A 25,724-nucleotide genomic window follows, 5' to 3' on the forward strand; every position below is an offset into this window, starting at 1 on the left:
GACATCGATCGCCCGGAAGCGGATGGCCGCTTCCGGGCGGTTTTGTTTTGGGCGCTCGCGAGCGGCGGAATCACTGCGCGATCGTCATTGCTGCTTCTTCGGACCCGTGTGATGCGGGACGTCGGTCTTCGGTCCGCCGCCGTAATGATGGCTGCCGCCAGATCCGCTGGTCGTCCCGCCGTCACTCCCTTTCTTGCCCATATGGTGAGGGACCTCGGTCTTCGGTCCGCCCGAATAGTGATGGCCGTTCTTCTCATCGGTCGTGTTCGTCTGCGCCATGGCGGGCAACGCAACGAACGACATGATCGTTGCGGCGACGATCAGCTTGCGGTGACTCATTCTGGTTTCTCCTGTTGATCTCGTCGAGTTGGTGTCAATCAAGTCCCGGTGGCTCGATCGAGCAGCAACCAAACCTGGAGATTGATTGTGTAGGTTGAGCAAGATCAAATGTCGACGCGCGCACTCGCGTGCGTCGTTGCGCGGATCGTCGTGTTGCCGCAGGCGACGAGAAACGTCGATCTTCTTACAGAGAAAAATTCTCGCCGCTGCTGGAAATCGCAGGTCGCGCGCAAGGGCCTCGATCATGCCGAGAGACGTCGGGACGACGGGCGCCTCGATTCATTACGCGATCTGACCACAAAAAGATTTGGCTGGCGCGTCGATCGAATTTGATGTCCGTCAAACCAGCATCAATGACGCAACCTAGCGTGCCGCGCGAATGAGCGGCGACACGGCGGCGATCCGACGAAAGTTGACCGCAGAGATGGAGAACGCACCGTTGACCGACGAGACCATTCACGCCCCCGGTCGGTCCCTGCAAGTTGCGTTTCTCTTGCACCGCCGACTGTGGGAGACGATCACGATCAGGTCGGTGCTGGTCAAGCCACGGCGCGACGTGCGCCTGGACCTGTTTCGCGGTCTGGCGAACTGGCTGATCTTTCTCGGACACATTCCGGATTCTGCGCTCGCCTGGTTCACGACGCGGAACTACGGCTTCAGCGATGGCGCCGATCTGTTCGTGCTGATCTCCGGATACACCGCGACGTTCGTATTCGGCTCGATGATGATGGAGCGTGGCTTCGTCATCGGTGCAACCCGGCTGCTGCGGCGGGTGTGGCAGCTCTATGTCGCTCACCTGCTGCTGTTCCTGGTCTATCTCACGGCCGTGCACTACATCGCGCACAGCTTTGACGATCTGCATCTGATGGATCAGTTCAACGTCGCGCCGCTCATGAATTTTCCCGTCGAGACGCTCTCGCAGGGTCTGATACTCACGTTCAAGCCGCTCAATCTCGACGTTCTGCCGCTCTACATCGTGCTGATGGCCGCGTTTCCCGTCGTGCTCTGGTTCATTCTGCGATGGCGCAATGCAGTGATGATCGGCTCGCTCGGTCTCTATCTGGCCGCCCGGCATTACGAATTGAATCTGCCGTCCTATCCGGCTGGAGTCTGGTATTTCAATCCGTTCGCCTGGCAACTGCTCTTCGTATTCGGAGCCTGGCTCGCCTTGGGCGGGGCGACGGCAAGCCGCTGGCTGCTGTCGTCCCGCACGTTACTCGTCCTGAGCTGCGGTGTCCTGCTCTTCGCGCTGGCGATGACGCTGGCTGAACGAATTCCGGGATTGCGGGGCTACATTCCTGATGGTCTCGCCGCTATCTTCATTCCGAACGACAAGACCAATCTGGGTCCTTATCGCGTCATCCATCTGGCGAGCCTGGTGTTCATCGTCGTCTCGCTCATTCCGAGCGACTGGCCCGGTCTGAGGTCACCGGTGCTCCAACCCTTGATCAGATGCGGCCAGCAGTCGCTGTCCGTGTTCTGTGTCGGCCTCTTTCTGTCGTTCGTCGCGCATTTCGTGCTCGAGTCCGGATCCGAGGGGTTGTGGGCCCAGCTGCTGGTCGGCGCCGCCGGTCTGTGGATCATGACGATCGTCGCCTACTACCGAACATGGTCGAAGGGCGTCGACAGGAGCCGTTCGGCCGGCGAGGAGGCGGGCGGATGATAACGTCCGAGCTGATCTTCGCCGAAGAGATACAGGGCGTCATTCTGCATGGTCTGCACTGGGCCGCATCGACCATCGAGCTGCTCGGCGTGGTGGTCATCGTCTGTGGCGTGCTGGCCGCGACGGTCTGGTCGTTGAATGAGATGCGGCACGGCGCGCCCGCCGACGCATTTCGTTCCTATCGCGCCAATCTTGGTCGCGGCATCCTGCTTGGCCTCGAATTCCTGATCGCCGCCGACATCATCGGCATGGTCGCGATAGTGCCGTCGTTCGACCGGCTTGGCATCCTGGCACTGATCATCGTGATCCGCACCTTTCTGAGCTTCTCGCTCCAGATTGAAATCGAGGGGCGATGGCCGTGGCGAAGGCATGACAGCGAGGTACGGGATGCGGGACGCGGCAGCCTTTGACGCATCTGCGCGTAAGAGTTGGCGGCGCTTCGCGTCTATATGACCTGACCCGCACATCGCTGCCGTCATCGTCGACCTCGATGAGCAGACGACTATCCAAATCAACCTCCGGAGAATGACCATGAATCGTCCGAAAAATCTCGTCGTGAGCGCAGCCGCCTTTGCCGTCCTCGCCCTGGGGCCGGTTGGGCTGTTGCCCGCAATCGCCGCCGGTCCTACCCGGACCGCGATGATGGATGACGACAAGATGTCGAAGATGCCGGCGCCGTCGGATTCCAGCGACAAGATGAATATGGGCCGGCCAACGGGTCAGCCGCAGAACATGAGCGGCGGTCGGATGAACGACGACAAGATGAAGATGCAGCCGCAGGGCCAGATGCGGGACTGCCAGGGCAGCGGCTGCCAGGACAATTCCGGCATGATGCAGATGATGCAAATGATGGAGAAGATGATGCGCGGCCAGATGGGGTCGTCTGGCGGCAGCAGTGCGACGAGCGGCCCGGCGGACGTGACCGAGCGGCTCGAAGGGCGGATCGCATTTCTGAAGGCGGAGTTGCAGATCAGCGACAAGCAGGCTGCCGATTGGAATGACGTGGCTGATGCCCTGCGGTCGAGCCGACAGCACCTGCTGGATGCGCGCAAGATGCTCGCAATGGACGACAAGCTTGGAAGCGCCGACCGCCTGGAGCATTACGAGCGGCACCTGTCCGAGCGCCTGGAGGCCCTCAAGGCGGCTCGCGCGGCCTTCACGAGGCTCTATGCGTCGTTGAACGAGAGCCAGAAGCAGACCGCGGACACGATCCTGATGCCTCTGATTGCGTCGTTCTGAGCGCTGACGTCGAGAGCGGGATCATGTTCGGTCTGTCCCCTCGTTGTCGAGCCGGCCTGTCTGCGCTCGTCGTCCTGACGGGCCAGCTTGCGGCAAATGCCGTGCCTGCATCGGACTTCGGCCTCGGCCGCGCGCATCCGACAGGGCAGGTCGCTCAGGGGTGGGAGCTGGCGCAGGCAGAGGACGACCACGCCGCACATCATCCCGCAGCGTCCGGCTCCTCAGGCGGTGCGGCCGGCGCGCCGCCCGGCGGCGCCACGCCGGGGATGATGGGCGGAATGGACGGCATGATGGGCCGGCCGCGCAAGGAGTTTTACCCGGCATTGATGGAGATGCCGTCGCTGTCTGCCGAACAGCGGAGCAGCCTGGAGGCCCAGGCGCGCGAGCGGATCAGCACGGAGGCCGATCGGTTGGCGGCCGCCGAAATGGACCTGCGGCACGCAATCGCCGGAGGCGATGTTGTCGCCGCGGATCGGGCGTCGCGGCGGCTTCGCGAATCCCTGAACGCGGTTCAGAGCGGCGTGGTCGCGCTGCATTCGCTGCACGAGGGCAAGCCGCCGCAGCAGATCGCGCAGGCCTGGTTCAAATCGCAGATGAACCTGCTGCCGCAGCGAGGCGCCATGGATGGCGATGACGGCGCACCGGGAATCTCCTGGTTTCACGTTACGACCATGGCATTGCTGGTGCTGTTCTCGCTTGCGATGCTTGCCGTCTACATCGCGCGCATGCGCCGGGCGAATGCGCTGGTCGACCGGCTGACACGCGCGGTCGCTCCGGCTGCTGCCGCGCCCCTCGTGTCCACGCCGGCCGCCAACGTGTCGGACGCCAAGCCCGAGGCGTCAGTGCCCCGGGAGACGGATCGCCAGCCGCAACGGGGCGGAGCGAGCCGCTCCTGGAAGGGCAGGCTGAGGATCTGCGCGATCTATCGAGAGACGCCGAACGTGAAGACCTTCCGTCTGCAAGCGCCAGACGGCGGCGCGATTCCGTTTGCGTTCCTGCCGGGACAGTTCCTGACCTATGCCATCGAGATCGATGGAAAGGTCGTCAGACGTTCCTACACGATCGCATCGTCCGCCGCCCAGACCGCCTATGTCGAGACCACGATCAAGCGTGAAGACGACGGCCTTCTGTCCGACTACATGCATGGCCATCTGAAGGAGGGCGACCTCATCGAGGTTACCGGTCCCTCCGGTGCCTTCACATTCACCGGCGTGGAGGCCGACAGCGTCGTCCTGATCGGTGGCGGGGTAGGCATCACGCCGCTGATGGCGGCGATCCGGTACCTCTCGGATATTGCATGGCCGGGCCAGATCTACCTCGTCTATGGCGCGCAGACGACCGAGCAATTCATCTTCCGGGACGAGCTGGAATATCTCCAGCGCAGGATGAACAATCTGCATGTCGCGGCCACGATGGTGCGCGCTGCAGGCACGTCCTGGATGGGAAGCGAGGGGCAGATCACGGCCGAGTTCCTGACCCGGGCCGTGCCGGATCTTGTGAAACGACGCGTTCATCTGTGCGGTCCGCCCGGAATGATGGAGGCGCTCCGGAAGACGCTGGTCGGCCTCGGCGTGCCGCGCGAGCAGATCAAGACGGAAGCCTTCGGACCGGCACGCGGCGCCGTTCCGCCTCCCGGCAAGGTCGCGGCAGAAGCGCAAATGCCGGCAACTGAGTCCGGCAATCCAGCGGCTGCAACAGTCGGTCCTGCAACGGCCACCATTCGCTTTGCGACCTCCGACAAGGTTGTGGCGCTGCCCCCGGATAAGAGCGTCCTGGAGGTGGCCGAGAGCGCGGGCGTTTCGATCGACTATTCCTGTCGGGTCGGGGTCTGCGGCGTCTGCAAGACGCATCTGTTGCAAGGAAACGTCACGATGGAAGTCCAGGACGCCCTGACCGCAGACGACAAGACGAACGGTCTGATCCTGGCCTGCCAGGCGAGATCGGTCGGAGATCTGGTCGTCGAGGCCTGACATGATGGACGGCAGAGAGCGTCTGATCGTCGATGTCATCCTGGCGGCCCTGTTGCTGTTGGTGCCGGCTTTCCTGCTGCACTCCGACAGCCGGTTCGCGGGAAGCCTGGCGGGCTTTGTCCTCGGGGCCGGTGCGGCCGTGCTGATGCTTCTTCTTCTCGTGTATCCGATGACGAAATACAGCGTGGGTCTGAAGATCCTGGTCACGCGATGCGTGTCGATGCCGACTCTCCTCGCGTTTCACGCCTATGCCGGAATCGCCGCGGCATTCGTCGCGCTTCTGCATACCGGTCACAAGTTTCAAAGCCCGCTTGGGATCGCCCTGGTGACCAGCATGCTGGTCGTTGTCGTCACCGGATTTGTCGGGCGCTACTACCTGCCGCAGACCGCGATGGAGCTGCGCCGGCAGCAGTCGCATCTGGCGACCTTGAGATCGGCCTACGAGCACATGGCGTCGGCGATGTCGTCGCCCGATCGGGTGGTGCGCGACGGGGCCGCGGTGCCCGCATCGGCGCTGCCGAACGTGCCCGTGCTGCAACTCGTCGATGGCATTTCCGATCTCGAATCGGCGATAGGATCGAGCGAAGCAATCAAGAAGATCTTCCTGCAGTGGATCGGGCTGCATGTCGTGGCGGCGATCGTCATGTATGCGCTGCTCGCGGTGCATGTGGTGGCCGAGGTCTATTACGGGCTGCGGTGGCTGGCGTGACGATCAGGGGCGTGCTCTACGCCGTAGTCGCGACATTGGCCGTCGCAAGCGCGGCCGTCGTATCGATCGCTCTCTATCAGGGCAGCGCCGAGCTGGTCCCGGGCTGGACGAGATTTGTGACGCCCGGGCCGCTGTCCGGGAAGCATGCATTTCTGTCCGACAGATGCGAGAGCTGCCATACGCCGTTCAGGGGCGTCGATCCGGTGGCCTGTATCTCCTGTCACGCGCCTTCCGCCGCGGATCTCGCCAAGCAGTCGACGGCATTTCACGCCGCGGCGGGCAGTCAATGTTCCGGCTGCCATCTCGAGCACATCGGCGAACTGCGACCGATCAGGATGGATCACGCCTCACTGCTGCAGGTCGCTCGGCCTTCCCCCGGCGGGGCATTGTTCGACCGGGCCGATTCCCATCAACTGACGGCGGACCTGAAGACATTTCTGGGCCTGCCAAAGTCCGACCGGCGGGAAAGGGCGGAGCTCGATTGCGCCAGCTGCCACAGCAACCGGGAGCCGCACCGCGAATTGTTCGGACGGGACTGCGCGGATTGTCATGGGCTCGCGTCCTGGAAAATCGCCGGCTTCCTGCACCCTTCGCCGACGTCGAAGGACTGCGCCCAATGCCATCAGGCGCCGCCGAGCCACTATATGGGACACTTCGTCATGATGGATCGGATGATCGCGGGGCAGGAGCACGCATCGGTCGATCAATGCTTTCTGTGTCACAGAACCGACTCGTTCAACGACATCAAAGGCGTCGGCTGGATGAAGCATCATTGACCGGCGCGAGTGTGCGACGGAGATGGGTGCTTCACATTACAGAATCCAGCGAAAAAAATATGAGGCTCATTTCGCGCTGAATCGCACGGCACAATGGGCGCCGAGCCTTGAAATTCCGCGGAGTGCACGACGCTCATCGTCGCTCTTGCGTTGACGATGCCGCCTGTGTCGTTTTCTGTTGGCCGTCCTTGCAACCAGAGCTATACGTTCCGGGTCAAGGGAACGGTGCTCAGATGATTGGCTTGAGAAAGCCAAGGCGAAGATGGTGGGGATGGCTTGTCGCCGTCGCCTATTTGTTTGCCTCGATGACACCGTCCCTCGCGATCTCGAGCGTTCCCGATGCATCGATCCAGTGCGATGATCGGCTCGATCAGCCCGCGCATACGCACGAGCATCGTGAAAGTGCCGGGGCCGCGGTGCATTCGCATGACGTTGCGATGGCTGGGGATTGCGAAGACGGCAAGGACCGGCCCGGCGACCGGCATGCCACCTGCTGCGGCTCGGTGCTGTGCTTCAGCGCCGTGTCGCCTCAAGCCCCTGGGATCGCGCAATTCGTGTCCCCGCACTCGCGCTGCGAAGCGCAGCCGGACGTGATCGGCAACGAAGGCGCGTATCGCCGCCACTATCGTCCCCCCATCGCCTGAGATAGCTCCCGAAGGCCGTACTGCTCCGCTCCAGGTCCGAGCGCGGATCGACACGTCTGTGGCGGGTGCCATACCCGGCGGATGACGGCGATGCGCGCCAGGGACTCGCGTGGCGCTGCGCGTCGAGCGGAGGGGGCCGACAGGGCGATCATTGGCTCGCGGCAAGGCGGGGGACCGCGCGAGCTCCGCAGTGAGCGACCTCTCGCGACCTGTCGTTCGTGAGCTGCTGCCACCGCGGTTCGCGCTCGCGCGCGATCGGACGAATTTTTCGCTCCTCCAAAGCGATCTGCCGGATGGCATGCAAGGACAATAGGTCATGAAATCGCCGAACGAGAGTCCGCCGGGACAGGCGGCCGGTTTCCAGGATGTGCAGGACACGGTCGTTCGTGCTGCGCTCGTCGGCAGCTACGATCGCCTGCGCGGTTATCTGCAGCGCCGTCTTGGCGGTCGGGCCGAAGCGGAAGAGGTGCTCCAGGCGTTCATGTTGCGCGCGCTGGAGCGGTCCGGCGATATCCGCGATGCGGACTCGGTCCGAGGCTGGCTGAGCAGGGTTCTGGCGACGACCATTGCGGACTTCCACCGCCAGGCATCACGGAGCAGGACGCGGGAGATGTCGTTTCCAAATGAGCTCAACAATCGTCTCGCGGCCGACCAGGACACCGCGGCGAATGCCGCAGTTTGCGACTGTCTTCATGCTCATCTGTCGTTGCTGAAGCCGGAGCATGCCGAGGTCATCAGAAGGCTCGATCTCGGCGGCGAGCCGCGGGAAACGGTTGCCGCTGATCTTGGCGTGACCGTGAACAACCTGACCGTTCGGCTTCACCGCGCAAGGCACGCGCTGAGGGAGCGCCTCGAGCGGACCTGCGTCGTCTGCCTGGAAGAGAGCTTCTGGGAATGCCGCTGCGCCGACAACCGAAGCTCGACCTAGCCGGCCTCGCGGCGGCGGTTCTCCTGGCCGCCGCGCTGGGCGAGCCGGCTGCGATGCAGCGCGAACAGCTCCAGCACCTTGTCGGCCGGCTTTGCGGCGCTGAACAGATAGCCTTGCATCTCGGAACAGCCGAGCGCGCGGAGCAGGCGCTGCTGCTCCTCGGTCTCGACGCCCTCGGCCGTGGTGGTCATGCGGCGCGCGGTCGCCAGATTGACGACGGCCTGGACGATGCTCGCGGAGCCGTCGGGACCGGCGATGTCGTCGACGAAACAGCGGTCGATCTTGATCTTGTCGAACGGGAAGCGGTGCAGATAGCTCAGCGAGGAGTAGCCGGTGCCGAAATCGTCGAGCGCGATGCGAACGCCGATGGCACGGAGCTGGTGCAGGATCGTGAGCGCGGCGTCATCGTCGCGGATCAGCACCGCCTCGGTGATCTCGAGCTCCAGCCGGCTCGCCGGCAGGTTCGAAGCGGCGAGCGCCGACATGATCTTCAGCGCCAGCGTGCCGCTCTTGAACTGCACCGGCGAGACGTTGACGGCGAGGCGGATGTCGTCAGGCCAGCTTGCGGCATCGCGGCAGGCGGTCGCCAGCACCCATTCGCCGATCTCGTTGATCAGGCCGGTATCCTCGGCGATCGGGATGAACTCTGCCGGCGAGACCATGCCACGCTCGGGATGGCGCCAGCGCACCAGGGCCTCGCAGCCGGTGATGCGATCATCCTTCAGGCTGAGGCAGGGTTGGTAATAGACCTCGAGGCCGCCTTCGCGCCCCCCTTGGGCGATGGCGTGGCGCAGGTCGCTCTCGAGCTGCCGGCGCTCGCGCACCTTGGCATCCATTTCCGGCTCGAAGAAGCGATAGGTGTGGCGTCCGGCGGACTTGGCGGCGTACATCGCCATGTCCGCGTTCTTGAGGACCTGGTCGAGCGCGATGCCGTGTTCCGGTGCGAGCGCGATGCCGATGCTGGCATCGGTGATGAGATGATGGCCCAGGCAGTCGAACGGCGCACGGATGGCCTCGAAGATCCGCGCGACGAGCTCGTTGACCTGATCGAGCGACGTCACCGCGCTCTGGACGATGGCGAATTCGTCGCCGCCGAGCCGAGCCACGAAATCCGCCGGGCCGGCGCAGCGGCGCAGGCTCGCGGCAACCGATTTCAACAGCTCGTCGCCGACGAGATGGCCGAGCGCGTCGTTGACGCCCTTGAACTCGTCGATGTCGATGTAATGCACCGCGATCTGTTCGCCGTTGCCGACGGCGGCCAGCTCTTCGCGCAGATGCTCGTGGAACATGGTGCGGTTGGGCAGGTCGGTGAGCGCGTCGTAATGGGCGAGGTGGGTGATGCGCTCCTCGATGCGGCGGCGCTCGGTGATGTCCTCATGGGTCGCCACCCAGCCCCCATCCGCGAGCGGCTCGTTGAGAATGTGGATCGAGCGGCCATCTGCGGTATCGACCACCATGGAATTGCGAATGTGGATGTCCTTCAGGACGAGCGCGACGTAGGCGTCGACATTCCCCGTGAACGAGCCGGTCGCCTTGCGATGGGCGATGATGTCGTGGAAGCTGCAGCCGGGCCTCACAACGTCGGCGGACAAGCCGTACATCTCGATGTAGCGCTGGTTGCAGACCACCATCCGCCGCTCGGCGTCGAACAGCAACAGGCCCTGCGTCATGTTGTTGACGGCGCGGTCGAGCCGCTGTTTCTCCAGCGTCAGCCGTTCGCGCGAGGCACGGTGCTGCTCCAAGAGCTTGCGCACGACTGCGATCAGCACGCCGGCGATCGCGAGCGCGGAAGCGCCGGCGACCGAGATCAGCATGCCGATCTGCTCGCGCCAGTCGGTCAGGGCCGCCGCGCGCGTCGTGGTGGCCATCATCAGGATCGGGAAATGGGGCAGGGCGCGCGAGGAGATCAGCCGATCTTCTCCGTCGACCGGGCTGACGAAGCGCCCGGCGAAGTGATCGAGGCCGAAAACCCTCTGCTGCTCGAATGAGCCGGTCTTGAAGTTCCGCCCCATCAATTCGCTGGAATGTGGATAGCGGGCGAGCAGCGTGCCGTCCCGATGCAGCATCGAGATCGTCGCACCTTCTCCGAGCACGACGGAGGCGAAGAATTTCTCAAAGTTGGCGGGCTCAATCCCGCGTCCGACCACGCCCAGGAATTCACCGTTCGGACCGAGGATCCTCCGGGCTACCAGGATGGTCCAGGCACCGGAGATCCGGCTGTGCAGCGGCTCGATCAGGACATCCGGCGCATTGGGATCATACTTGAATGTGCGAAAATAGGCGCGGTCAGCCATGTTGACCTTGGGCACCGGCCACGCCGTCGATGAATTGATCAGATTGCCTTCGGCATCGATGATATTGACCCCGCCGATATAGGGTAGCGCCTCGATCTTCGATCGCAGCATCTGGTGGACGCTTCGATCCGAGAGGCGCGTGCGGAAGTCCGCGACGCTGGCAATGCCGATCGAACGCGCGTGATCGACGAAGTCTCGCTGGATGACCGCGAAATCCTGCAATTGCTGGTCGAAGTGATGGGCCAGCATCAGCACGGTGTTCTCCAGCTCGCGGCCGGAGTTGCGCAGCGCTCGCTCGCGGAAATTCTGCGCCATCAGGACGGAGCCGATGGCGATGGCCGCGATCAGCAGGGTGCCGCCCACCACCAGCCAGCGGATCGGTCCGCTGCGCGCAAAGACCTGGTCAAAGAGGCGACTGCCGAATCTCGTCGTCATCATACTGGATCATTGCCTGCACACGTCAGGATCAATTCTTGGCCCCGAAAGCATCCGTTGGTTTACGGGAACGATGTGGAGGCGAAGTTAGGAAGCGCGGTTAACGCGATGTGAACGGCCGCACACAAAGGCAGTCGATGCGCACGCAGAACATGCACGACGAGACCTGCAGAAGTTGCCGCAGGCGCTGGCCTTGCCGGTCAATTCCTGCCGGTCGGGTCGCGATCAAGGAGGACTTAACCATCTAAGGTGCTGGCGAGCCTTGCGTGGGCATTGGCACGTGAATTGCGAGCACGCCTGTCGGGACACCGAGAGGAAACACGATGAATAGCACCTTGAAGAACTTTCTCGCCGACGAGCGCGGTGCGACCGCGATCGAATACGGCCTGATCGCCGCCGGCATCGCGCTTGCGATCATCACCGTCATCAACGGCCTGGGCGCCAGGCTCAACACGAAATTCACGTCGATCAGCACTGCGCTGAAGTAGCGACGATCAGGCGCGGTAATGGCCGGACTTGCCGCCGAGCTTCTCGGCCAGGTGAATGCCCTCGATGCGGACCCCGCGCTCGACCGCCTTGATCATGTCGTAGATGGTGAGGCAGGCCACCGACACCGCGGTGAGGGCCTCCATCTCGACGCCGGTTGGTCCCGTCACTTTGACGCTGGCGCGCACCACGCAGCCGGGCAGCTTCGCGTCCGGCTCGATGTCGACAGTCACCTTCGACAGCGCGAGTGGATGACACAGCGGGATCAGCTCGGAGGTGCGCTTGGCGGCCATGATGCCGGCGATGCGGGCCGTGCCGAGCACGTCGCCCTTCTTGGCGTTGCCCGAGACGACGAGATCGAGCGTTGCCTTGGTCATGATCACGCGGCCCTCAGCGACCGCGAGCCGCTCGGTGGCCGGCTTGTCCGAGACGTCGACCATCCGCGCCTCGCCGGAGGCGCCGATATGGGTGAGGGCGGGGCCGGCCTTGGCCTTCTGGAATTTGGCCTTCAGGAGTTTGGCCTTTAGGAGTTTGGCCTTGGCAGGTTTGGTCGTGGAAGCCTTGTGCGCCATGTCAGCGCGTACCGGTCGCGCGCGCGGATGTCTCGCGCGCGAGCAGCGTGCGCGTCGCCGCGGTGACATCGGCCTGCCGCATCAGGCTCTCGCCGACCAGGAAGGTCGACATGCCGACGCGCTCTAGCCGGGCGAGATCGGCGGGCGTGAAGATGCCGCTCTCACCGACCATCAGGCGGTCCGAAGGAATCAGCGGTGCAAGGGCCTCGCTGGTCGCAAGCGTGGTTTCGAAGGTACGCAGATTGCGATTGTTGACCCCGATCATCGGCGACCGCAGCTTCAGCGCCCGGTCGAGCTCGGCGCGGTCATGGATCTCGATCAGCACGTCCATCCCATAGGCAGTCGCGGCGTCTTCGAGGTCTTTGGCCGTGGCGTCGTCGAGCGCAGCCATGATGATCAGGATGCAGTCGGCGCCGTGCGCGCGGGCTTCCGCCACCTGATAGGTGTCGAACATGAAATCCTTGCGCAGCACCGGCAGCGACGTCGCCGCGCGTGCCGCCACCATGAAATCGAGATGGCCCTGGAACGAGGGGGTGTCGGTCAGCACCGACAGACAGGCCGCACCGCCGGCCTCATAGGCCTTCGCAAGCGCGGGCGGATCGAAATCGGCGCGGATCAGCCCCTTCGACGGCGAGGCCTTCTTCACTTCCGCGATCAGCGCGTAGTCGCCATTGGCGTGCTTGGCCCTGATCGCCCGCAGGAAGCCGCGGGGCGCGGCTTGCGCCTTGGCCTTCGCCTCGACCGCCGACAGCGGCTGCGCGCGCTTGGCGGCCGCGATCTCCTCGCGCTTGTAGGTTTCGATCTTGGTCAGGATGTCCGACATGTCAGGCTCAGCCGTTCGAGACCGCGATCAGATGCTTCAGGCGCGTGTTCGCCGCGCCGCTGTCGAGCGACTTCGCGCCGATCGCAACGCCCTCCTTGAGGTCCTTGGCTCGTCCGGCCACGACCAGCGCGGCGGCGGCGTTCATCAGGGCCACGTCGCGATAGGGGCTCGGCTTGCCCATGAGCACGCTTTGCAGCGCGATCGCATTGGCGTCGGCGTCGCCGCCCTTGAGAGCGCCGGGCTCGCAGCGCGGCAGGCCGGCGTCCTCCGGCGTCACCTCGAAATTCCGGATCTCGCCATTGTGGAGCGCGGAGACGAAGGTCGGGCCGGTGAGGGTGATCTCGTCGAGACCATCGGAGCCGTGCACCACCCAGGCGGATTCGGAGCCGAGATTCTTCAGCACCTGCGCCAGCGGCTGCACCCATTGCCGGGAGAACACGCCGACCATCTGCCGCTTCACGCCGGCCGGGTTGGACAGGGGACCGAGCAGATTGAAGATCGTGCGCGTGGCGAGCTCGACCCGGGTCGGGCCGACGTTCTTCATGGCGGGATGATGGGCAGGGGCGAACATGAAGCCGATGCCGCATTCGCGGACGCAGCGGCCGACCTGCTCGGGCTTCAGGTCGATCTTCACCCCGAGCGAAGCCAGCACGTCTGCGGCGCCCGAGCGCGACGACAGGGCGCGGTTGCCGTGCTTGGCCACCGGCACGCCGGCGCCCGCGACGATGAAGGAGGCGCAGGTCGAGACGTTGACCGAGCCGGAGCCGTCGCCGCCGGTGCCGACGATGTCAACGGCGTCTGCGGGCGCATCGACCGTGAGCATCTTGGAGCGCATCGCCGCAACCGCGCCGGTGATCTCGTCCACGGTCTCGCCGCGCACACGCAGCGCCATCAGCAGGCCGCCCATCTGCGAGGGCGTGGCCTCGCCGCTCATCATGGCGTCGAAGGCGGAAGCGGCTTCGTCACGCGACAGGCTGGCGCCGGTCGCCACTTTTCCAATGATCGATTTCAGGTCGTCCATCGCGTGCTTTCAACCTACTGCTGGTTCGCGCCGGTCACTTGCGCGAAGGCGGCCTGATTAATGGTGGTCCCGATGTCGGTTTCAAGCTTGTTGACGTAGGCCGCAACCTGCTCCTCGGTCTGGGCACGGTCGAGGCTCTCCTTCAGCTTCTTGACTGCATCGGAGGCGGCATCGACCGGGGGATCGACGATGTCGGTGACGCGGTAGACGATCACCTCGGTGCCGCCGGTCACCGGCGTCTGGCCGACACCGTCCTTGGCGGCGCGGAAGGCGGCCGACACGACCGCCGCGGGCACGCTGGCGGGCGTGTCGTCGCGCTTGAAGCCGTTTGCGGTCTCGACCTTGGCGCCGATCGCTGTGGCTTCGTCGGCGAACTTGCCGCCCGCTTCGAGCTTCTGCACGATCTCGGTCGCCTTGGCCTTCAGCTTGGCCGCGATCTGATCCTGGCGCCAGCGCGCCTCGACCTGGTCGCGGACCTCGTCGAGATTGCGGTCGCGCGAGGGCGTGATGGCGAGCACGTCGTACCAGACGTAGCCGCCCTTGAACGAGATCGAGTCGTTGTCGACGCCGACATCGGTGTTGAAAGCCTGCGAGACCACGTCGAGGCCTTGCGGAATGTTGGCGACCAGCTGGCCGTTCGGGGCGCGGCCGGAGCGGTCGATGGCGTCGATGGTCACGGCGGTGAGGCCGAGCTTCTGCGCCGCGTCGATCACGCTGGCGCCGCCGCCGCGCTCGTCTTCCATCTTGTCGCGAAGGTCGTTGACCTTGACGCGCGCACGCTCGGTGGCGAGCTCGCGCTTGATGTCGCCGGCAAGCTTCGCATAGTCGGCCTCGGCGCCCGGCTCGATCTTGTCGACCTTGACGATGGACGTGCCGAGCGCGCCCTGGATCGGCTGGCTGATCTCGCCGGCGGGAAGCGCGAAGGCGGCTTCGCCGACCGCAGCATCCAGCGAAGACTTGGTGACGAGGCCAAGGTCGACATCGGAGGCACTGAGCCCACGCTCCTTGCCGAGGTCCTCGAACGACATGCCGCCGACGAGACGCTCCCGGGCGGCCTGCGCTTCAGCGGCGTTTGGGAAGACGATCTGCTGGATCTGGCGCTTCTCCGGCGTGCCGAGCCGGTCCTTGCGCTGCTCGAACACCTTCTTGGCGTCCTCGTCCGACACCTCGCTCCACTTGCCGATCTCTTCCGGCGAGACCACGACGAAGGAGATCTTGCGATATTCAGGCGCGCGGAACTGGACCTTGTGATCCTCGAAATAGGCCGCGAGCGCTTCGGGCGAGGGCGCGTCGATCTGGCCTGCCTGGGCGGCATCGAGCCTGACGAATTCGATAGTGCGCTGCTCGTTCTGGAAGCGCGTCAGCACGTCGAGCATGGTTTTCGGCGGCTCGAGGCCGGCGCCGATCGTGCCGGTGATCTGCCGGCGCAGCGACACCTTGCGCTGCTCGGCGACGTAGCGCTGCTCGGTATAGCCGAAATTGCGGATCATGGCCTGGAAGCGGTTCGCATCGAAATTGCCGCCGACGCCCTTGAAGTTGGGGTCGTTCATGATGACCTGGCGGATCTGGTCGTCGGACTGGCCGAGTCCGAGCCGGCGCGCCTCCTCGTCGAGGGCGGCTTCCGCGATGGTCTGCTGCAGCACCTGGCGGTCGAGGCCGAAGGCACGCGCCTGGTCGGGCGTCAGCGGACGGCCGAACTGGCGGCTGATCTGTTGCAGGCGGTCGGTGTAGATCTGACGGAACTCGTTCAGCGAAATCTCGGTGCTGCCGATCTTGGCCACCGTCGACTGCCCGAAGCCCTTGAAGATGTCGGCGATTCCCCAAATGCCGAAACTGACGATCAGCACGCCCATTACGATCGCCATAATGGTCTTGCCGACCCAGTTTGATGAGGCCTTGCGCATTCCTCGAAGCATTTGGTCCAACTTGTTTTGGTCAGGAGGGGAACGGGAGCGCGTCTTAAGGCAGATTCCGCAAAAGCGCGTCACCAAATTGATCAATCATCATAAAGTGGCGGCTTTCCCCCCGCAACCTCAGGTCAGGCGACCGCTGGGAGCTGCGGTTAAAGGCCCCAAAGCGTTTTCCAGCGAAGTGGACCCCGGTTCGCGCCGGAAAACGCGTCAAAACAAGAATCTGGAACTGCAGCAGGTCCTCTGCTAGCGCATGCGCAAACCTCATTTTGCTGGAAATTGACATGACCGACGCCATCCGCCCCCTGATCGCCGGCAATTGGAAAATGAACGGGCTGAAGGGCTCGACTGCCGAATTCGACGCCATGCTCAGCGGCGCGGCAGATGTGGCCGCCAAGGCCGATCTGCTGGTCTGCCCGCCGGCGACCCTGATCGCGGCCTTTGCCGACAAGGCGCGCGGCAAGAAGGTCGCGGTAGGCGCCCAGGATTGCCATCCCAAGGCCTCCGGCGCCCATACCGGCGATATCGCCGCCGAAATGCTGGCGGATGCGGGCGCGAGCGCCATCATCGTCGGCCATTCCGAGCGTCGCGCCGACCACGGCGAGGGCGATGCCCTGGTCCGGCAGAAGGCGGAGGCTGCCTGGCGTGCCGGGGCGACGGCGATCGTGTGCATCGGCGAAACCCAAGCCCAGCGCGACGCCGGCCAGACCCTGGACATTCTACGCGGCCAGCTTGCCGGCTCGCTGCCCGATAGCTCGACCGCCGCCAACCTGATCGTGGCCTATGAGCCGGTCTGGGCGATCGGCACCGGCCTGACCCCGACCGCCCAGGATGTCGAGCAAATCCATGGATTTATCCGGGAACTCCTGACCTCCAGGTTCAAGGCCGATGGCGCCAGGATGCGCATCCTTTATGGCGGCTCGGTCAAGCCCTCGAACGCGGCCGAGCTGATGGCAGTCAAGAACGTCAACGGCGCCCTGGTCGGCGGCGCCAGCCTGAAAGCGGCTGATTTCCTTGCGATCGCGAAGGGGTGCCCCTAGCTAATCCAAAGCTTTGGTTCGGGACCGATCGGGGGTGGCAATACCCCCTCCGATCGTGTAACACCGCGCAACTTCAGGAAAACCCGCGAAGCGCGATCGGCCGCCGTCAGGCGCCGTCCGCTTGTGACGGAAGGGCACCATGCAGACCGTTGTCATCGTCATCCACCTCATGATCGTCGCCGTCATGATCGGCGCCGTCCTGCTCCAGAAGTCGGAAGGCGGCGGCCTCGGCATGGGCGGCGGTGCGGGTTTCATGTCCAGCCGCGGCACCGCGAATCTGTTGACGCGGACCACCGCGATCCTGGCGGCGGGCTTCTTCCTCACCAGCATGTTCCTGTCCTGGCACGCGGGCTACAGCCGTGCGCCGTCGTCGATCATCGGCACGCCGGCGTCGCAGGGCCAGCCGGCCGGCGGATCGCCGGTCGCCCCGCCGACCTCGGGCGGCATCCTGGATTCGCTGAAGAAGGCCGACGAGCAGCAGCAGGCGCCGGCCCCGACCGGCCCACAGGTGCCGCGCTCGCAATAAAGCAGGGGGGCCATGCAGGGCGGCCGCTACCGTCCTGCATCAAAGATCCCCATCAAGGCACTGTCACCACTCTTAGTTTTGGCTCACCCACAGGCCCGCAAAATCTTTGGGGCGGAATACGAATCGCTTTGGCGAATCGAATTCGAGGGATTAGAGGTTAAGTCCCATGGCGCGGTACATATTCATCACCGGCGGCGTGGTTTCTTCGCTCGGCAAGGGTCTGGCTTCAGCGGCACTCGGTGCGCTGTTGCAGGCCCGGGGCTACAAGGTCCGCCTCCGCAAGCTCGACCCCTATCTCAATCTCGATCCCGGAACGATGTCGCCGTATCAGCACGGCGAAGTGTTCGTGACCGATGACGGCGCGGAGACCGATCTCGATCTCGGTCACTACGAGCGCTTCACGGGCCGGCCTGCGACCAAGCAGGACAACATCACCACGGGACGCATCTACCAGGACATCATCTCCAAGGAGCGCCGCGGCGATTATCTCGGTGCGACCATCCAGGTGGTTCCGCACGTCACCAACGCCATCAAGGAATTCGTCCTCTCCGGCAACGACGATTACGATTTCGTGCTGGTCGAGATCGGCGGCACCGTCGGCGACATCGAGGGCCTGCCGTTCTTCGAGGCGATCCGCCAGCTCAAGAACGAGCTGCCGCGCGATCACGCCATCTACATTCACCTCACGCTGCTGCCTTACATTCCGAGCGCCGGCGAATTGAAGACGAAGCCGACGCAGCATTCGGTGAAGGAGCTGCGTTCGATCGGCATCCAGCCGGACATCCTGCTCTGCCGCACCGATCGCGAGATCCCGAAGGAGGAGCGACGCAAGCTCGGCCTGTTCTGCAACGTGCGCGAAAGCGCCGTGATCGAGGCGCGCGACGCCGACAGCATCTATGCCGTGCCTGAAGCCTATCACGCGGCAGGCCTCGACGACGAAGTGCTTGCCGCCTTCGGCATCGAATCGCGCATCCCGCCGGTGCTCAAGAGCTGGCACCAGATCAACGAGCGCATCCGCAATCCCGAAGGCAACGTCACCATCGCCATCGTCGGCAAGTACACCGGCATGAAGGATGCGTACAAGTCGCTGATCGAGGCGCTCTCACACGGCGGCATCGCCAACAAGGTGAAGGTCAATCTCGACTGGATCGAGAGCGAGATCTTCGAGAAGGAAGATCCGGCGCCGTTCCTCGAGCACGTCAACGGCATCCTTGTGCCGGGCGGCTTCGGCCAGCGCGGCGCGGAGGGCAAGATCAAGGCGGCGCAGTTCGCGCGCGAACGCGACGTGCCGTATTTCGGCATCTGCTTCGGCATGCAGATGGCGGTGATCGAGGCCGCGCGAAACCTCGTCGGCATCGAGGACGCCAACTCCACCGAGTTCGGCCCGACCAAGGAGCCGCTGGTCGGCCTGATGACGGAATGGCTGCGCGGCAACGAGCTCGAGAAACGCTCGCAGGCCGGCGACCTCGGCGGCACCATGCGCCTCGGTGCCTATCCCGCCGCGCTCAATCGCGGCAGCCGCGTCTCGCAGGTCTATGGCGGCGCGACCGAGATTTCCGAACGCCACCGCCATCGCTACGAGGTCAACACCGCCTACAAGGATCGCCTCGAGCAGCACGGCTTGAAATTCTCCGGGCTCTCGCCCGACGGCGTGCTGCCTGAGATCGTCGAGTATGAGGATCATCCCTGGTTCATCGGCGTCCAGTTCCACCCCGAGCTGAAGTCGCGGCCGTTCGAGCCGCACCCGCTGTTCGCCTCGTTCATCCAGGCGGCGATGGTGCAGAGCCGGCTGGTGTAACCAGCTCAACTTGCTCTCTTGACCATCTTGCGCAACGCGGCGTCGATCTTCGATTGCCAGCCAGGGCCCTTCGCCTTGAAGTGTTGTACGACTTCGGGGCTGAGCCGGATCGACACTGGAATTTTGGTCGGAGCCTTCTGCGGCCCGCGCTTGCCGACCATGGAGGCGAGCTGACTCGGCTTCATGTCTCCCAGCCGGATGCCGGCCGGAAATTTGGTCGCCTTCGCGAAATCCTCTCGCGTCCACTCGGGGTTTTCCCGATCGATCGTCGATCGCTTAGCTTTCCGGGACATAGCGTTTCAATTCCTTGGCATGGGCACGTCGCAGGCTGATTGGTCGATATCGATCGTCACGAATGGTGAACACCAGGCAATGCGCGACGCCATCGATGAACCCGTAAGCCCGATAGCGCGGATCGCCGTAGTCAAAAGGTTCGACGCTGACGATGGCTCGAACCTCCATATCCGACCAACGCGCGAGCGAGATGCCGTGCTTCGCGACATTGGCCGCATCTTTCGCTGGATCGAAATCGGCCATTTTTTCGTATATACGATTTGTGCGCCGCGGGGTCAATCGCGATGGTATCGTGGCTTCGTCGGACCGCAACCTGGGCCGGCGCTCTGCCTCAGGGCGCAAGGCTGCAGTCGCGCTCGGTCTCCCACCTCGCTTGCGTCGATACCTCCGGCGCAACCGATCCCGTGATCAGCTTCATCTGTGGCCGCCGCGTCAGCCTGTAGACGGCGGCGGGCGGCACGTTGAGCAGGGCGCGGTCCACGAGCTTGGCGCGCAGGCCCAGCCGGTCGAGCACGGGCCGCGGCACCGGGCAGCTCATGCCATAGGTGAACTGGTAGAAGGCGCCGCCGGGGCGGACATAGCTGAACGCACCGCTGAGGATCGAGATCACCTTGCGCCTGCTCATGTTCAGCAGCGGCAGGCCGCTCACCACCGCGCCGACGGGCGCGCCCTCATAAAGCCGCTCGGTCGCAAGCCGGCCTGCATCCATCCACAGCACGCGCGAGCCGGGAAAGCGCATCTGCAGGAGCTTCATGAAGTCGGAGCCGTATTCGATCAGCGTGAGGTCCTGCGGACGGACGCCGCGTTTGAGCAGCTTGTAGGTGAACGCGCCGGTGCCGGGACCGAGCTCGAGGATGGGTCCCGTGGTTGCACTGATCTCGCGCGTGATGAGATCGGCGAGCGCCGCACCCGATGGTGCGACCGCGCCGACCCGCCGCGGGGACGACATCCAGGACAGGAAGAACGAAAGAAAATCGTTGGGCATGCGCACTCCGGATCTTGGTTGCACCTCAATTGGAGGCGCGGCGCATGCAGTGTCGCGGGAGCGCATTGCGACAGCATTGCGCTACGGGGCGCAAATACCAAATTGAATCAGCTCTGCCGCACTTCCGGCAGCGTCATCCGGAAGCAGGCGCCGCCCTCCGGTCCGTCCGCGACCGAAACGTGGCCGCCATGCAGCTGCACGATCTCGCGCACCATGTTGAGGCCGAGGCCGGCGCCGCGATCGAGCGGCGTCAGCCGGTAGAACGGCTCGAAGATCTGCTCGCGCTGATCGGCGGGAATGCCGGCGCCTTCGTCCGCGACCTCGATGCTCGCGGGCCTGCCGACGCGAATCCCGATCGTGCCGCGGCGCGGGCCGTGCTGGATTGCATTCTGCACGAGATTGGTCAGCGCGCGCTCCAGCGCCGCCGCATCGCCCATCGTCTCGATCGGTGCCGCCGGCGCGTCGAGCGCCAGCTCGTAGCCCGCGGCGATCGCCAGCGGCGCGAGATCGGCGGCGACGCCTTGCGCAACGGTGACGAGATTGACGCGCGTGAAGGGATGGCCGCAGCGGTCGAGCCGCTGGATATCGAGCAATTGTTCGGCAAGCGTCGCCAGCCGCGCGGCATCCTCCATGAGACGGGTCTTGTCCGGCCCAGGGGCCAGTGATTCCAGCCGTGTGTTCAGGATCGCGATCGGTGTACGAAGCTCGTGCGCGGCATCCGCAACGAAGCGCTTGTGGCGGGCATAGCCCTGGTCGAGCCGCGCCAGCGCGTCGTTGATCGCGGTCACCAGCGGCATGACCTCCAGCGGGATGCGCTCTACCGGCAGCCGCGCGCCGCGCTGATGGATATCGATGCGCCGCGCCTCGTCCGCCGCGCTATCGAGCCCCCTGAACGCGCGGCGCACGATCATCGGCGTCGCGATGAACGTCGCCGTTCCCATCAGCAACAGGCCGGGCAGGGCGAGGCCGAGGAACGCAAGGGATGTCATGAACAGCGCCTTGGCGCCGGTCAGACGTCCTTGCGTCGCCGTGATGACCTGCACATTGCCGGCATCGGTGTCGACCCGCTTCAGCCGTGCCGCCGGCTTGCGCGGATCGTCCTCGAACATCTGCCAGCCGAGCCGCGCCTGGCTGATCTGGTCGAGGCCGTTGCCGATCGCGGCGAATTCGGCCGGCACGGTGCCTTCGCTCAGGATGCGACCCTGCCGGTCGCGCACGAGGAACCAGAGGTCGGGCGTCTCGCTGCGCAAGTGCTGCAGCTCGGCCGTCCGTCGCAGGGCCAGTCCGCCTTGTGCGTCGCGCATGAGCGCGCGCTGGACGACGTCGATGACGCGGTCCTCGTCGCGCTCGGCGAGCACGAAGCCGGAGGCGCACAACGCTCCGACCACGACGGCGACAAGTGCAAGGAGCAGCGCGGCCTGGAGCGACAGCAGGCGCCAGCTCAGGCGCGAGCGCAGGCAATAGGGATCGTGGTGCGCGCTGATCGTGCTCATGGCAGCTTCTTCAGGAGGTAGCCGACTCCGCGAATGCCGTGGATCTCGATGCCGGCGTCGGCGTCCGCAAGCTTCCGCCGCAGCCGCGACACATGCGTGTCGAGCGCGTTGGACTGGATCTCGTCGTCGAAATTATAGACCGCCTCTTCCAGCGCCGAGCGCAGCACGGTCCGGCCCATGCGGCGGACCAGCGCTTCGAGCACCAGCAGCTCGCGGCGAGGCAGCTCGAACGGCACGCCGTCGATACTGGCCTCGCGATGACTGAGGTCGAAGGCGAGGCGGCCGGCGCGGGTCACGTCGGGGGAGAGGCCCGCCGGCCGCCGCAGCACGGCGCGCAGCCGCGCCAGCAGCTCCTCGACTGCAAACGGCTTGGCCAAATAATCGTCGGCGCCGCTGTCGAGCCCGGCGATGCGGTCGGCGAGCTCGCCCCGCGCAGTCAGGACGATGATCGGCACGCCGTCGGCGCGCGCGCGGAGCTTTGGAATCAGGGCCAGGCCATCGCCGTCAGGAAGCTGGCGGTCGAGCAGGACGGCGGCGTGGACGTCGGCCGAGATGGCCTCCTCCGCCTCGGCCAGCGTCGGGGCGTGGTCCACCACCATGTCGTAGCGCTTCAGCGCCGAGGCCAGGGCGCCGGCCATCTCCGCTTCATCCTCGACCAGCAAAATCCGCATGTGACAGGCACCCAGGCTGCGACTGAGCCTTTGTAGCGGCCCGATCATTGCGGCAGCATTGCGGGAGTCCGGCGCGGCGCCGGACGCGCAAGCCATGCGCGGAGCGCCGCGGGGGGCGGCCGGTCCGGGCTCAAGACACCCTCGCGGGCAGCCGCTATAACCGCCGGACCTGTTCAGGGAGGAACATGAATGATCTACGAAATGCGCGTTTATCGCTGCGTGCCCGGCCGCCTGCCGGCGCTGTTGAAGCGGTTCGAGACCGCCACGCTGAAGATCTGGGAGAAACACGGCATCAAGCAGGCCGGCTTCTTCACCACGCTGATCGGCGAATCCAACCAGGAGCTGACCTATTTCCTCGCCTGGGAGTCGCTTGCCGAGCGCGAGACGAAATGGGGCAAGTTCATGACCGATCCGGACTGGATCAAAGCACGCGCGGAGAGCGAAGCGGACGGCCAGATCGTCGGCAATATCGTCAGCCAGATCCTGACGCCGACTGCCTTCTCGACCGTGAAGTAGGAATCTGCCGCGGCAAGGGCGGCGCCGGCAGCCCCGGCGCAACCCTGATATTCGGATGGCCTGGGCCGAATAGGGTTGATCCGACCCTCGTGGCGGCTATGGTCGCGCCGAAACGAGGGATTTGTCTTGAGCTCTTCGCATTCAGCGGCGCCGGTCGTCACCATCGGAAAGGTCAAGTTCGGCAACGATCTGCCGATCTCGATCATTGCCGGACCATGTCAGCTCGAAAGCCGCCAGCATGCGCTGGAGGTCGCCTCCGCGCTGAAGGAGATCGCGGCGCGGCTGAACATCGGCCTCGTCTACAAGACTTCGTTCGACAAGGCCAACCGCACCAGCGCGTCCGCGGCGCGCGGCTTGGGCCTTGCGCAGTCGCTGCCGATCTTCGCCGAAATCCGCTCCTCGCTCGGTCTGCCTGTCCTGACCGACGTGCACGAGGCCACGCAATGCGCCGAGGTGGCGCAGGCCGTGGACGTCCTGCAGATCCCGGCCTTCCTGTGCCGGCAGACCGATCTGCTGCTGGCGGCGGCTGCGACCGGCAAGGTCGTCAACGTCAAGAAGGGACAATTCCTCGCGCCGTGGGACATGACCAATGTCGTCGCGAAGATCACCAGCGTTGACAATCCCAACGTGCTGGTCACCGAGCGCGGCGTGTCGTTCGGCTACAACACGCTGGTCTCCGACATGCGCGCGCTGCCGATCCTGGCACGCACCACCGGTGCGCCCGTGATCTTCGATGCCACCCATTCGGTGCAGCAGCCGGGCGGGAAGGGTGCCTCGTCGGGCGGTGAGCGCGAATTCGTGCCGGTGCTCGCACGCGCGGCGGTTGCCGTCGGCGTTGCCGGCGTCTTCATCGAGACCCACCCCGATCCCGACCGCGCGCCTTCGGACGGACCCAACATGGTGCCGCTGCGCGAGTTCGAAGGGCTGATCGCCAGGTTGATGGCGTTCGACGCGCTGGCAAAGAACCCGCGCTGATGCAGAAGAGCGAGGCGCGGCCGCACGACCACGGCTTGCCGACGGCGCTCTACGTCATCTCGGGCGCAAGCTTTGCCGCGGCCCTGTCGGCGCGGGCGCTCGATCCGGTGCTACCGCATGTCGCCGAGGATTTCGGCGTCAGCATCGCGACCGCCGCAGGCTTTGCCGCGGTGTTCGCCTTCACCTTCTCGATCATCCAGCCGATCATCGGCGCTGCCGCCGATCTGTTCGGCAAGACGCGGCTGATGATCGGCTGCCTGGCGCTGCTCGGCCTCGCCAACATCCTCGGCGCATTTTCGACCTCGTTCTCGGTTCTGTTTGCGACCCGCATTCTCGCCGGCATCGGCTCGGGCGGCGTGTTTCCGGTGGCGCTCAGCCTGACCAGCGATCTCGTCGGCCCCGAGAAACGCCAGGTTGCGATCAGCCGCACGCTTGCCGGCGCCATGACGGGCAATCTGCTCGGTGCCTCGGCCTCCGGCCTGATCGGCGATTTCCTCGGCTGGCGCGGCGTGCTGGCGGTGCTCGGCGGGCTGGTGATCATCGCCTCGATCGCGGTCGCCGCCGGCTTTCGCGGCGCCAGGGTCAAGCATCCCCCGAAGACGAGCCTGTCGGCGCTGAGGGCGGGCTATCGCACCATCTTCACCAACCCGAACGCCTATGTCTGCTACTCCGCGGTGTTCATCGAAGGCTGCTGCGTGCTCGGCCTGTTTCCCTACATCGCATCGTTCCTGTTCGAGCTCGGCCAGACATCGTTGTCGATCGCCGGCCTGGTCATTGCGGGTTTTGCGGTCGGCGGCCTGTTCTACACGCTGACGGTGTCGCGGCTGCTGCCGTGGCTCGGCGTCAAGGGCATGATGATCGTGGGCATGACGCTGGTTGCCTCGCAGCTCGTTGCCGTCGCGTTCGGGCCGCGCTGGGAGGTGCAGGCCCTCAATCTCATCGTGATGGGCTGGGGCTTCTACATCGCCCATGGCTGCCTGCAGGTCTTCGCCAGCGAGCTCTCGGTCGAAGCGCGCGCCACCGCGCTGTCGCTGCATTCGTTCTTCTTCTTCATGGGGCAGACCGTGGGGCCGCTCGCCTATGGTTTCGGGCTCCAGCATGCCGGCAAGATGCCGACCCTGGTCGCAAGCGCGGGGATCATGGTGGTACTCGGCTTTGTCTGCGCCCGGCTGCTGAAGCAGCGGGCTCCGGCTGACGCGCGGGCGTGATGGAACAGCAGGCGCCGGAAACTAAATCGGACGTCCTGCCTCGCACGTGCTAGAGCCGGGGATGACAAAGTTTCTCATCGCAGCGCTGCTCGCCATAAGTCCAGTCGCTGCACAGACGTCCGAAGCGCAACCCAAGCCATTGCTGACGGATCGCGAGCAGGTACAGGCAGATCGCGCCAAGGCGGCCGTCGAGGAAAGGAACGCGCCGACCGCGCGTCCATGGGACAGAGATGCCAGCGGCAAACGTCCCTGGGAAAAGTTGACCGCCCCCAAGTAGCGCGGCGCGAGGCGAGACCCGGCATCGCGCTTCGCTGACCGTGCGACCGCTAGAGCGTTTTCGAGCGAAGTGGACACCGGTTCGCGTGAAGAAAACGCGTCAAAACAAGAATCTAGAGCTTCGGTTCTGATT

Annotated in this window: 28 protein-coding genes; 17 read left to right on the plus strand and 11 right to left on the minus strand. The window is 65.0% G+C overall.

The genetic code is table 11. The annotated features are described in order from the left end of the window. Window positions 1-84: 84 nt before the first annotated feature. Complete coding sequence (locus UNPF46_RS37655) at window positions 85-339, minus strand: hypothetical protein (protein WP_181770090.1); 255 nt, start codon at window positions 337-339, stop codon at window positions 85-87. Window positions 340-447: 108 nt separating this feature from the next. Between UNPF46_RS37655 and UNPF46_RS24560 the strand changes: the two genes are divergently transcribed. The 9 genes from UNPF46_RS24560 (at window position 448) to UNPF46_RS24600 (ending at window position 8,268) form a co-directional block, all read left to right on the plus strand. Beyond that, on the plus strand, window positions 448-672 hold the full coding sequence (locus tag UNPF46_RS24560) for a hypothetical protein (RefSeq protein ID WP_142251712.1): 225 nt from the start codon (window positions 448-450) through the stop codon (window positions 670-672). Between the two features lie 106 nt (window positions 673-778). Continuing rightward, window positions 779-2,002, plus strand: coding sequence for an OpgC domain-containing protein (locus tag UNPF46_RS24565; protein WP_142251713.1), 1,224 nt, complete (start codon window positions 779-781; stop codon window positions 2,000-2,002). Beyond that, entirely contained in the window at window positions 1,999-2,412 is a 414-nt protein-coding gene (locus UNPF46_RS24570) for a DUF1622 domain-containing protein (RefSeq protein WP_142251714.1), read from the plus strand. The genes UNPF46_RS24565 and UNPF46_RS24570 overlap by 4 nt, the downstream gene beginning before the upstream one ends. 121 nt (window positions 2,413-2,533) lie before the next feature. Beyond that, the gene (locus tag UNPF46_RS24575; RefSeq protein ID WP_142251715.1) at window positions 2,534-3,241 is read left to right on the plus strand and encodes a Spy/CpxP family protein refolding chaperone; all 708 of its coding nucleotides are present in this window, start codon (window positions 2,534-2,536) and stop codon (window positions 3,239-3,241) included. Window positions 3,242-3,264: 23 nt separating this feature from the next. After that, a complete protein-coding gene (locus tag UNPF46_RS24580) occupies window positions 3,265-5,211 on the plus strand; it encodes a 2Fe-2S iron-sulfur cluster-binding protein (RefSeq protein WP_100179761.1) in 1,947 nt (648 codons plus the stop codon). 1 nt (window position 5,212) lies between these two features. Further along, window positions 5,213-5,920, plus strand: a complete 708-nt coding sequence (locus UNPF46_RS24585; RefSeq protein ID WP_142251716.1) for an iron reductase — start codon at window positions 5,213-5,215, stop codon at window positions 5,918-5,920. Then, window positions 5,917-6,696: a cytochrome c3 family protein gene (locus UNPF46_RS24590; protein ID WP_181770091.1), complete on the plus strand. Its 780-nt coding sequence runs from the start codon at window positions 5,917-5,919 to the stop codon at window positions 6,694-6,696. Before UNPF46_RS24585 ends, UNPF46_RS24590 begins: the two co-directional genes overlap by 4 nt. Before the next feature lie 293 nt (window positions 6,697-6,989). Next, window positions 6,990-7,340, plus strand: a complete 351-nt coding sequence (locus UNPF46_RS24595; RefSeq protein WP_142251718.1) for a hypothetical protein — start codon at window positions 6,990-6,992, stop codon at window positions 7,338-7,340. A gap of 316 nt (window positions 7,341-7,656) precedes the next feature. Continuing rightward, window positions 7,657-8,268, plus strand: coding sequence for an RNA polymerase sigma factor (locus UNPF46_RS24600; protein ID WP_142251719.1), 612 nt, complete (start codon window positions 7,657-7,659; stop codon window positions 8,266-8,268). On the opposite strand, the gene UNPF46_RS24605 is transcribed toward UNPF46_RS24600, so the two are convergent. Continuing rightward, window positions 8,265-10,997, minus strand: coding sequence for a bifunctional diguanylate cyclase/phosphodiesterase (locus tag UNPF46_RS24605; protein ID WP_181770092.1), 2,733 nt, complete (start codon window positions 10,995-10,997; stop codon window positions 8,265-8,267). The genes UNPF46_RS24600 and UNPF46_RS24605 overlap by 4 nt on opposite strands. Before the next feature lie 323 nt (window positions 10,998-11,320). Between UNPF46_RS24605 and UNPF46_RS24610 the strand changes: the two genes are divergently transcribed. Beyond that, on the plus strand, window positions 11,321-11,485 hold the full coding sequence (locus tag UNPF46_RS24610) for a Flp family type IVb pilin (protein WP_142251721.1): 165 nt from the start codon (window positions 11,321-11,323) through the stop codon (window positions 11,483-11,485). 6 nt (window positions 11,486-11,491) lie between these two features. On the opposite strand, the gene moaC is transcribed toward UNPF46_RS24610, so the two are convergent. The 4 genes from moaC to UNPF46_RS24630 are packed head-to-tail and all read right to left on the minus strand — an operon-like array spanning window position 11,492 to window position 15,815. Further along, a complete protein-coding gene (gene moaC, locus UNPF46_RS24615) occupies window positions 11,492-12,055 on the minus strand; it encodes a cyclic pyranopterin monophosphate synthase MoaC (protein ID WP_142251722.1) in 564 nt (187 codons plus the stop codon). A gap of 1 nt (window position 12,056) precedes the next feature. Then, window positions 12,057-12,878, minus strand: a complete 822-nt coding sequence (gene trpC, locus UNPF46_RS24620) for an indole-3-glycerol phosphate synthase TrpC (protein ID WP_142251723.1) — start codon at window positions 12,876-12,878, stop codon at window positions 12,057-12,059. A gap of 7 nt (window positions 12,879-12,885) precedes the next feature. Next, on the minus strand, window positions 12,886-13,899 hold the full coding sequence (gene trpD / locus UNPF46_RS24625) for an anthranilate phosphoribosyltransferase (protein ID WP_142251724.1): 1,014 nt from the start codon (window positions 13,897-13,899) through the stop codon (window positions 12,886-12,888). A gap of 14 nt (window positions 13,900-13,913) precedes the next feature. Further along, window positions 13,914-15,815 carry a SurA N-terminal domain-containing protein gene (locus UNPF46_RS24630; protein WP_142251725.1) on the minus strand — a complete coding sequence of 634 codons (1,902 nt, stop codon included), beginning with the start codon at window positions 15,813-15,815 and terminating at the stop codon, window positions 13,914-13,916. 278 nt (window positions 15,816-16,093) lie between these two features. Between UNPF46_RS24630 and tpiA the strand changes: the two genes are divergently transcribed. The 3 genes from tpiA (at window position 16,094) to pyrG (ending at window position 19,173) form a co-directional block, all read left to right on the plus strand. Further along, entirely contained in the window at window positions 16,094-16,849 is a 756-nt protein-coding gene (gene tpiA / locus UNPF46_RS24635) for a triose-phosphate isomerase (RefSeq protein ID WP_142251726.1), read from the plus strand. A gap of 139 nt (window positions 16,850-16,988) precedes the next feature. Beyond that, window positions 16,989-17,375 carry a preprotein translocase subunit SecG gene (gene secG, locus UNPF46_RS24640; RefSeq protein ID WP_100179774.1) on the plus strand — a complete coding sequence of 129 codons (387 nt, stop codon included), beginning with the start codon at window positions 16,989-16,991 and terminating at the stop codon, window positions 17,373-17,375. Between the two features lie 166 nt (window positions 17,376-17,541). Beyond that, a complete protein-coding gene (gene pyrG / locus UNPF46_RS24645; RefSeq protein ID WP_100179775.1) occupies window positions 17,542-19,173 on the plus strand; it encodes a CTP synthase in 1,632 nt (543 codons plus the stop codon). Between the two features lie 5 nt (window positions 19,174-19,178). Here the strand turns inward: pyrG and UNPF46_RS24650 are convergent, their stop codons facing one another. The 5 genes from UNPF46_RS24650 to UNPF46_RS24670 all read right to left on the minus strand — a co-directional run bounded on the left by UNPF46_RS24650 (window position 19,179) and on the right by UNPF46_RS24670 (window position 22,616). After that, on the minus strand, window positions 19,179-19,466 hold the full coding sequence (locus UNPF46_RS24650; RefSeq protein WP_100179776.1) for a BrnA antitoxin family protein: 288 nt from the start codon (window positions 19,464-19,466) through the stop codon (window positions 19,179-19,181). Further along, the gene (locus UNPF46_RS24655; RefSeq protein WP_100179777.1) at window positions 19,450-19,710 is read right to left on the minus strand and encodes a BrnT family toxin; all 261 of its coding nucleotides are present in this window, start codon (window positions 19,708-19,710) and stop codon (window positions 19,450-19,452) included. The genes UNPF46_RS24650 and UNPF46_RS24655 overlap by 17 nt, the downstream gene beginning before the upstream one ends. Before the next feature lie 88 nt (window positions 19,711-19,798). Further along, window positions 19,799-20,452: a class I SAM-dependent methyltransferase gene (locus tag UNPF46_RS24660; protein ID WP_181770093.1), complete on the minus strand. Its 654-nt coding sequence runs from the start codon at window positions 20,450-20,452 to the stop codon at window positions 19,799-19,801. 107 nt (window positions 20,453-20,559) lie between these two features. Next, entirely contained in the window at window positions 20,560-21,936 is a 1,377-nt protein-coding gene (locus tag UNPF46_RS24665) for a sensor histidine kinase (protein WP_142251736.1), read from the minus strand. Between the two features lie 5 nt (window positions 21,937-21,941). Further along, window positions 21,942-22,616 carry a response regulator transcription factor gene (locus UNPF46_RS24670; RefSeq protein ID WP_142251728.1) on the minus strand — a complete coding sequence of 225 codons (675 nt, stop codon included), beginning with the start codon at window positions 22,614-22,616 and terminating at the stop codon, window positions 21,942-21,944. Window positions 22,617-22,805: 189 nt separating this feature from the next. Between UNPF46_RS24670 and UNPF46_RS24675 the strand changes: the two genes are divergently transcribed. From UNPF46_RS24675 to UNPF46_RS24690, 4 genes are all read left to right on the plus strand, one after another. After that, window positions 22,806-23,132 (plus strand): NIPSNAP family protein, encoded by a 327-nt coding sequence (locus tag UNPF46_RS24675; RefSeq protein WP_142251729.1) that lies wholly within the window; start codon window positions 22,806-22,808, stop codon window positions 23,130-23,132. A 126-nt stretch (window positions 23,133-23,258) separates the two neighbouring features. Then, window positions 23,259-24,107 (plus strand): 3-deoxy-8-phosphooctulonate synthase, encoded by an 849-nt coding sequence (kdsA, locus tag UNPF46_RS24680; RefSeq protein WP_142251730.1) that lies wholly within the window; start codon window positions 23,259-23,261, stop codon window positions 24,105-24,107. Beyond that, the gene (locus tag UNPF46_RS24685) at window positions 24,107-25,315 is read left to right on the plus strand and encodes an MFS transporter (protein ID WP_142251731.1); all 1,209 of its coding nucleotides are present in this window, start codon (window positions 24,107-24,109) and stop codon (window positions 25,313-25,315) included. Before kdsA ends, UNPF46_RS24685 begins: the two co-directional genes overlap by 1 nt. Before the next feature lie 61 nt (window positions 25,316-25,376). Then, window positions 25,377-25,592: a hypothetical protein gene (locus UNPF46_RS24690; protein ID WP_142251732.1), complete on the plus strand. Its 216-nt coding sequence runs from the start codon at window positions 25,377-25,379 to the stop codon at window positions 25,590-25,592. The last annotated feature ends 132 nt before the right edge of the window (window positions 25,593-25,724 follow it).

The organism is Bradyrhizobium sp. UNPF46, from assembly GCF_006658625.1.
Taxonomy (GTDB): domain Bacteria; phylum Pseudomonadota; class Alphaproteobacteria; order Rhizobiales; family Xanthobacteraceae; genus Bradyrhizobium; species Bradyrhizobium nitroreducens.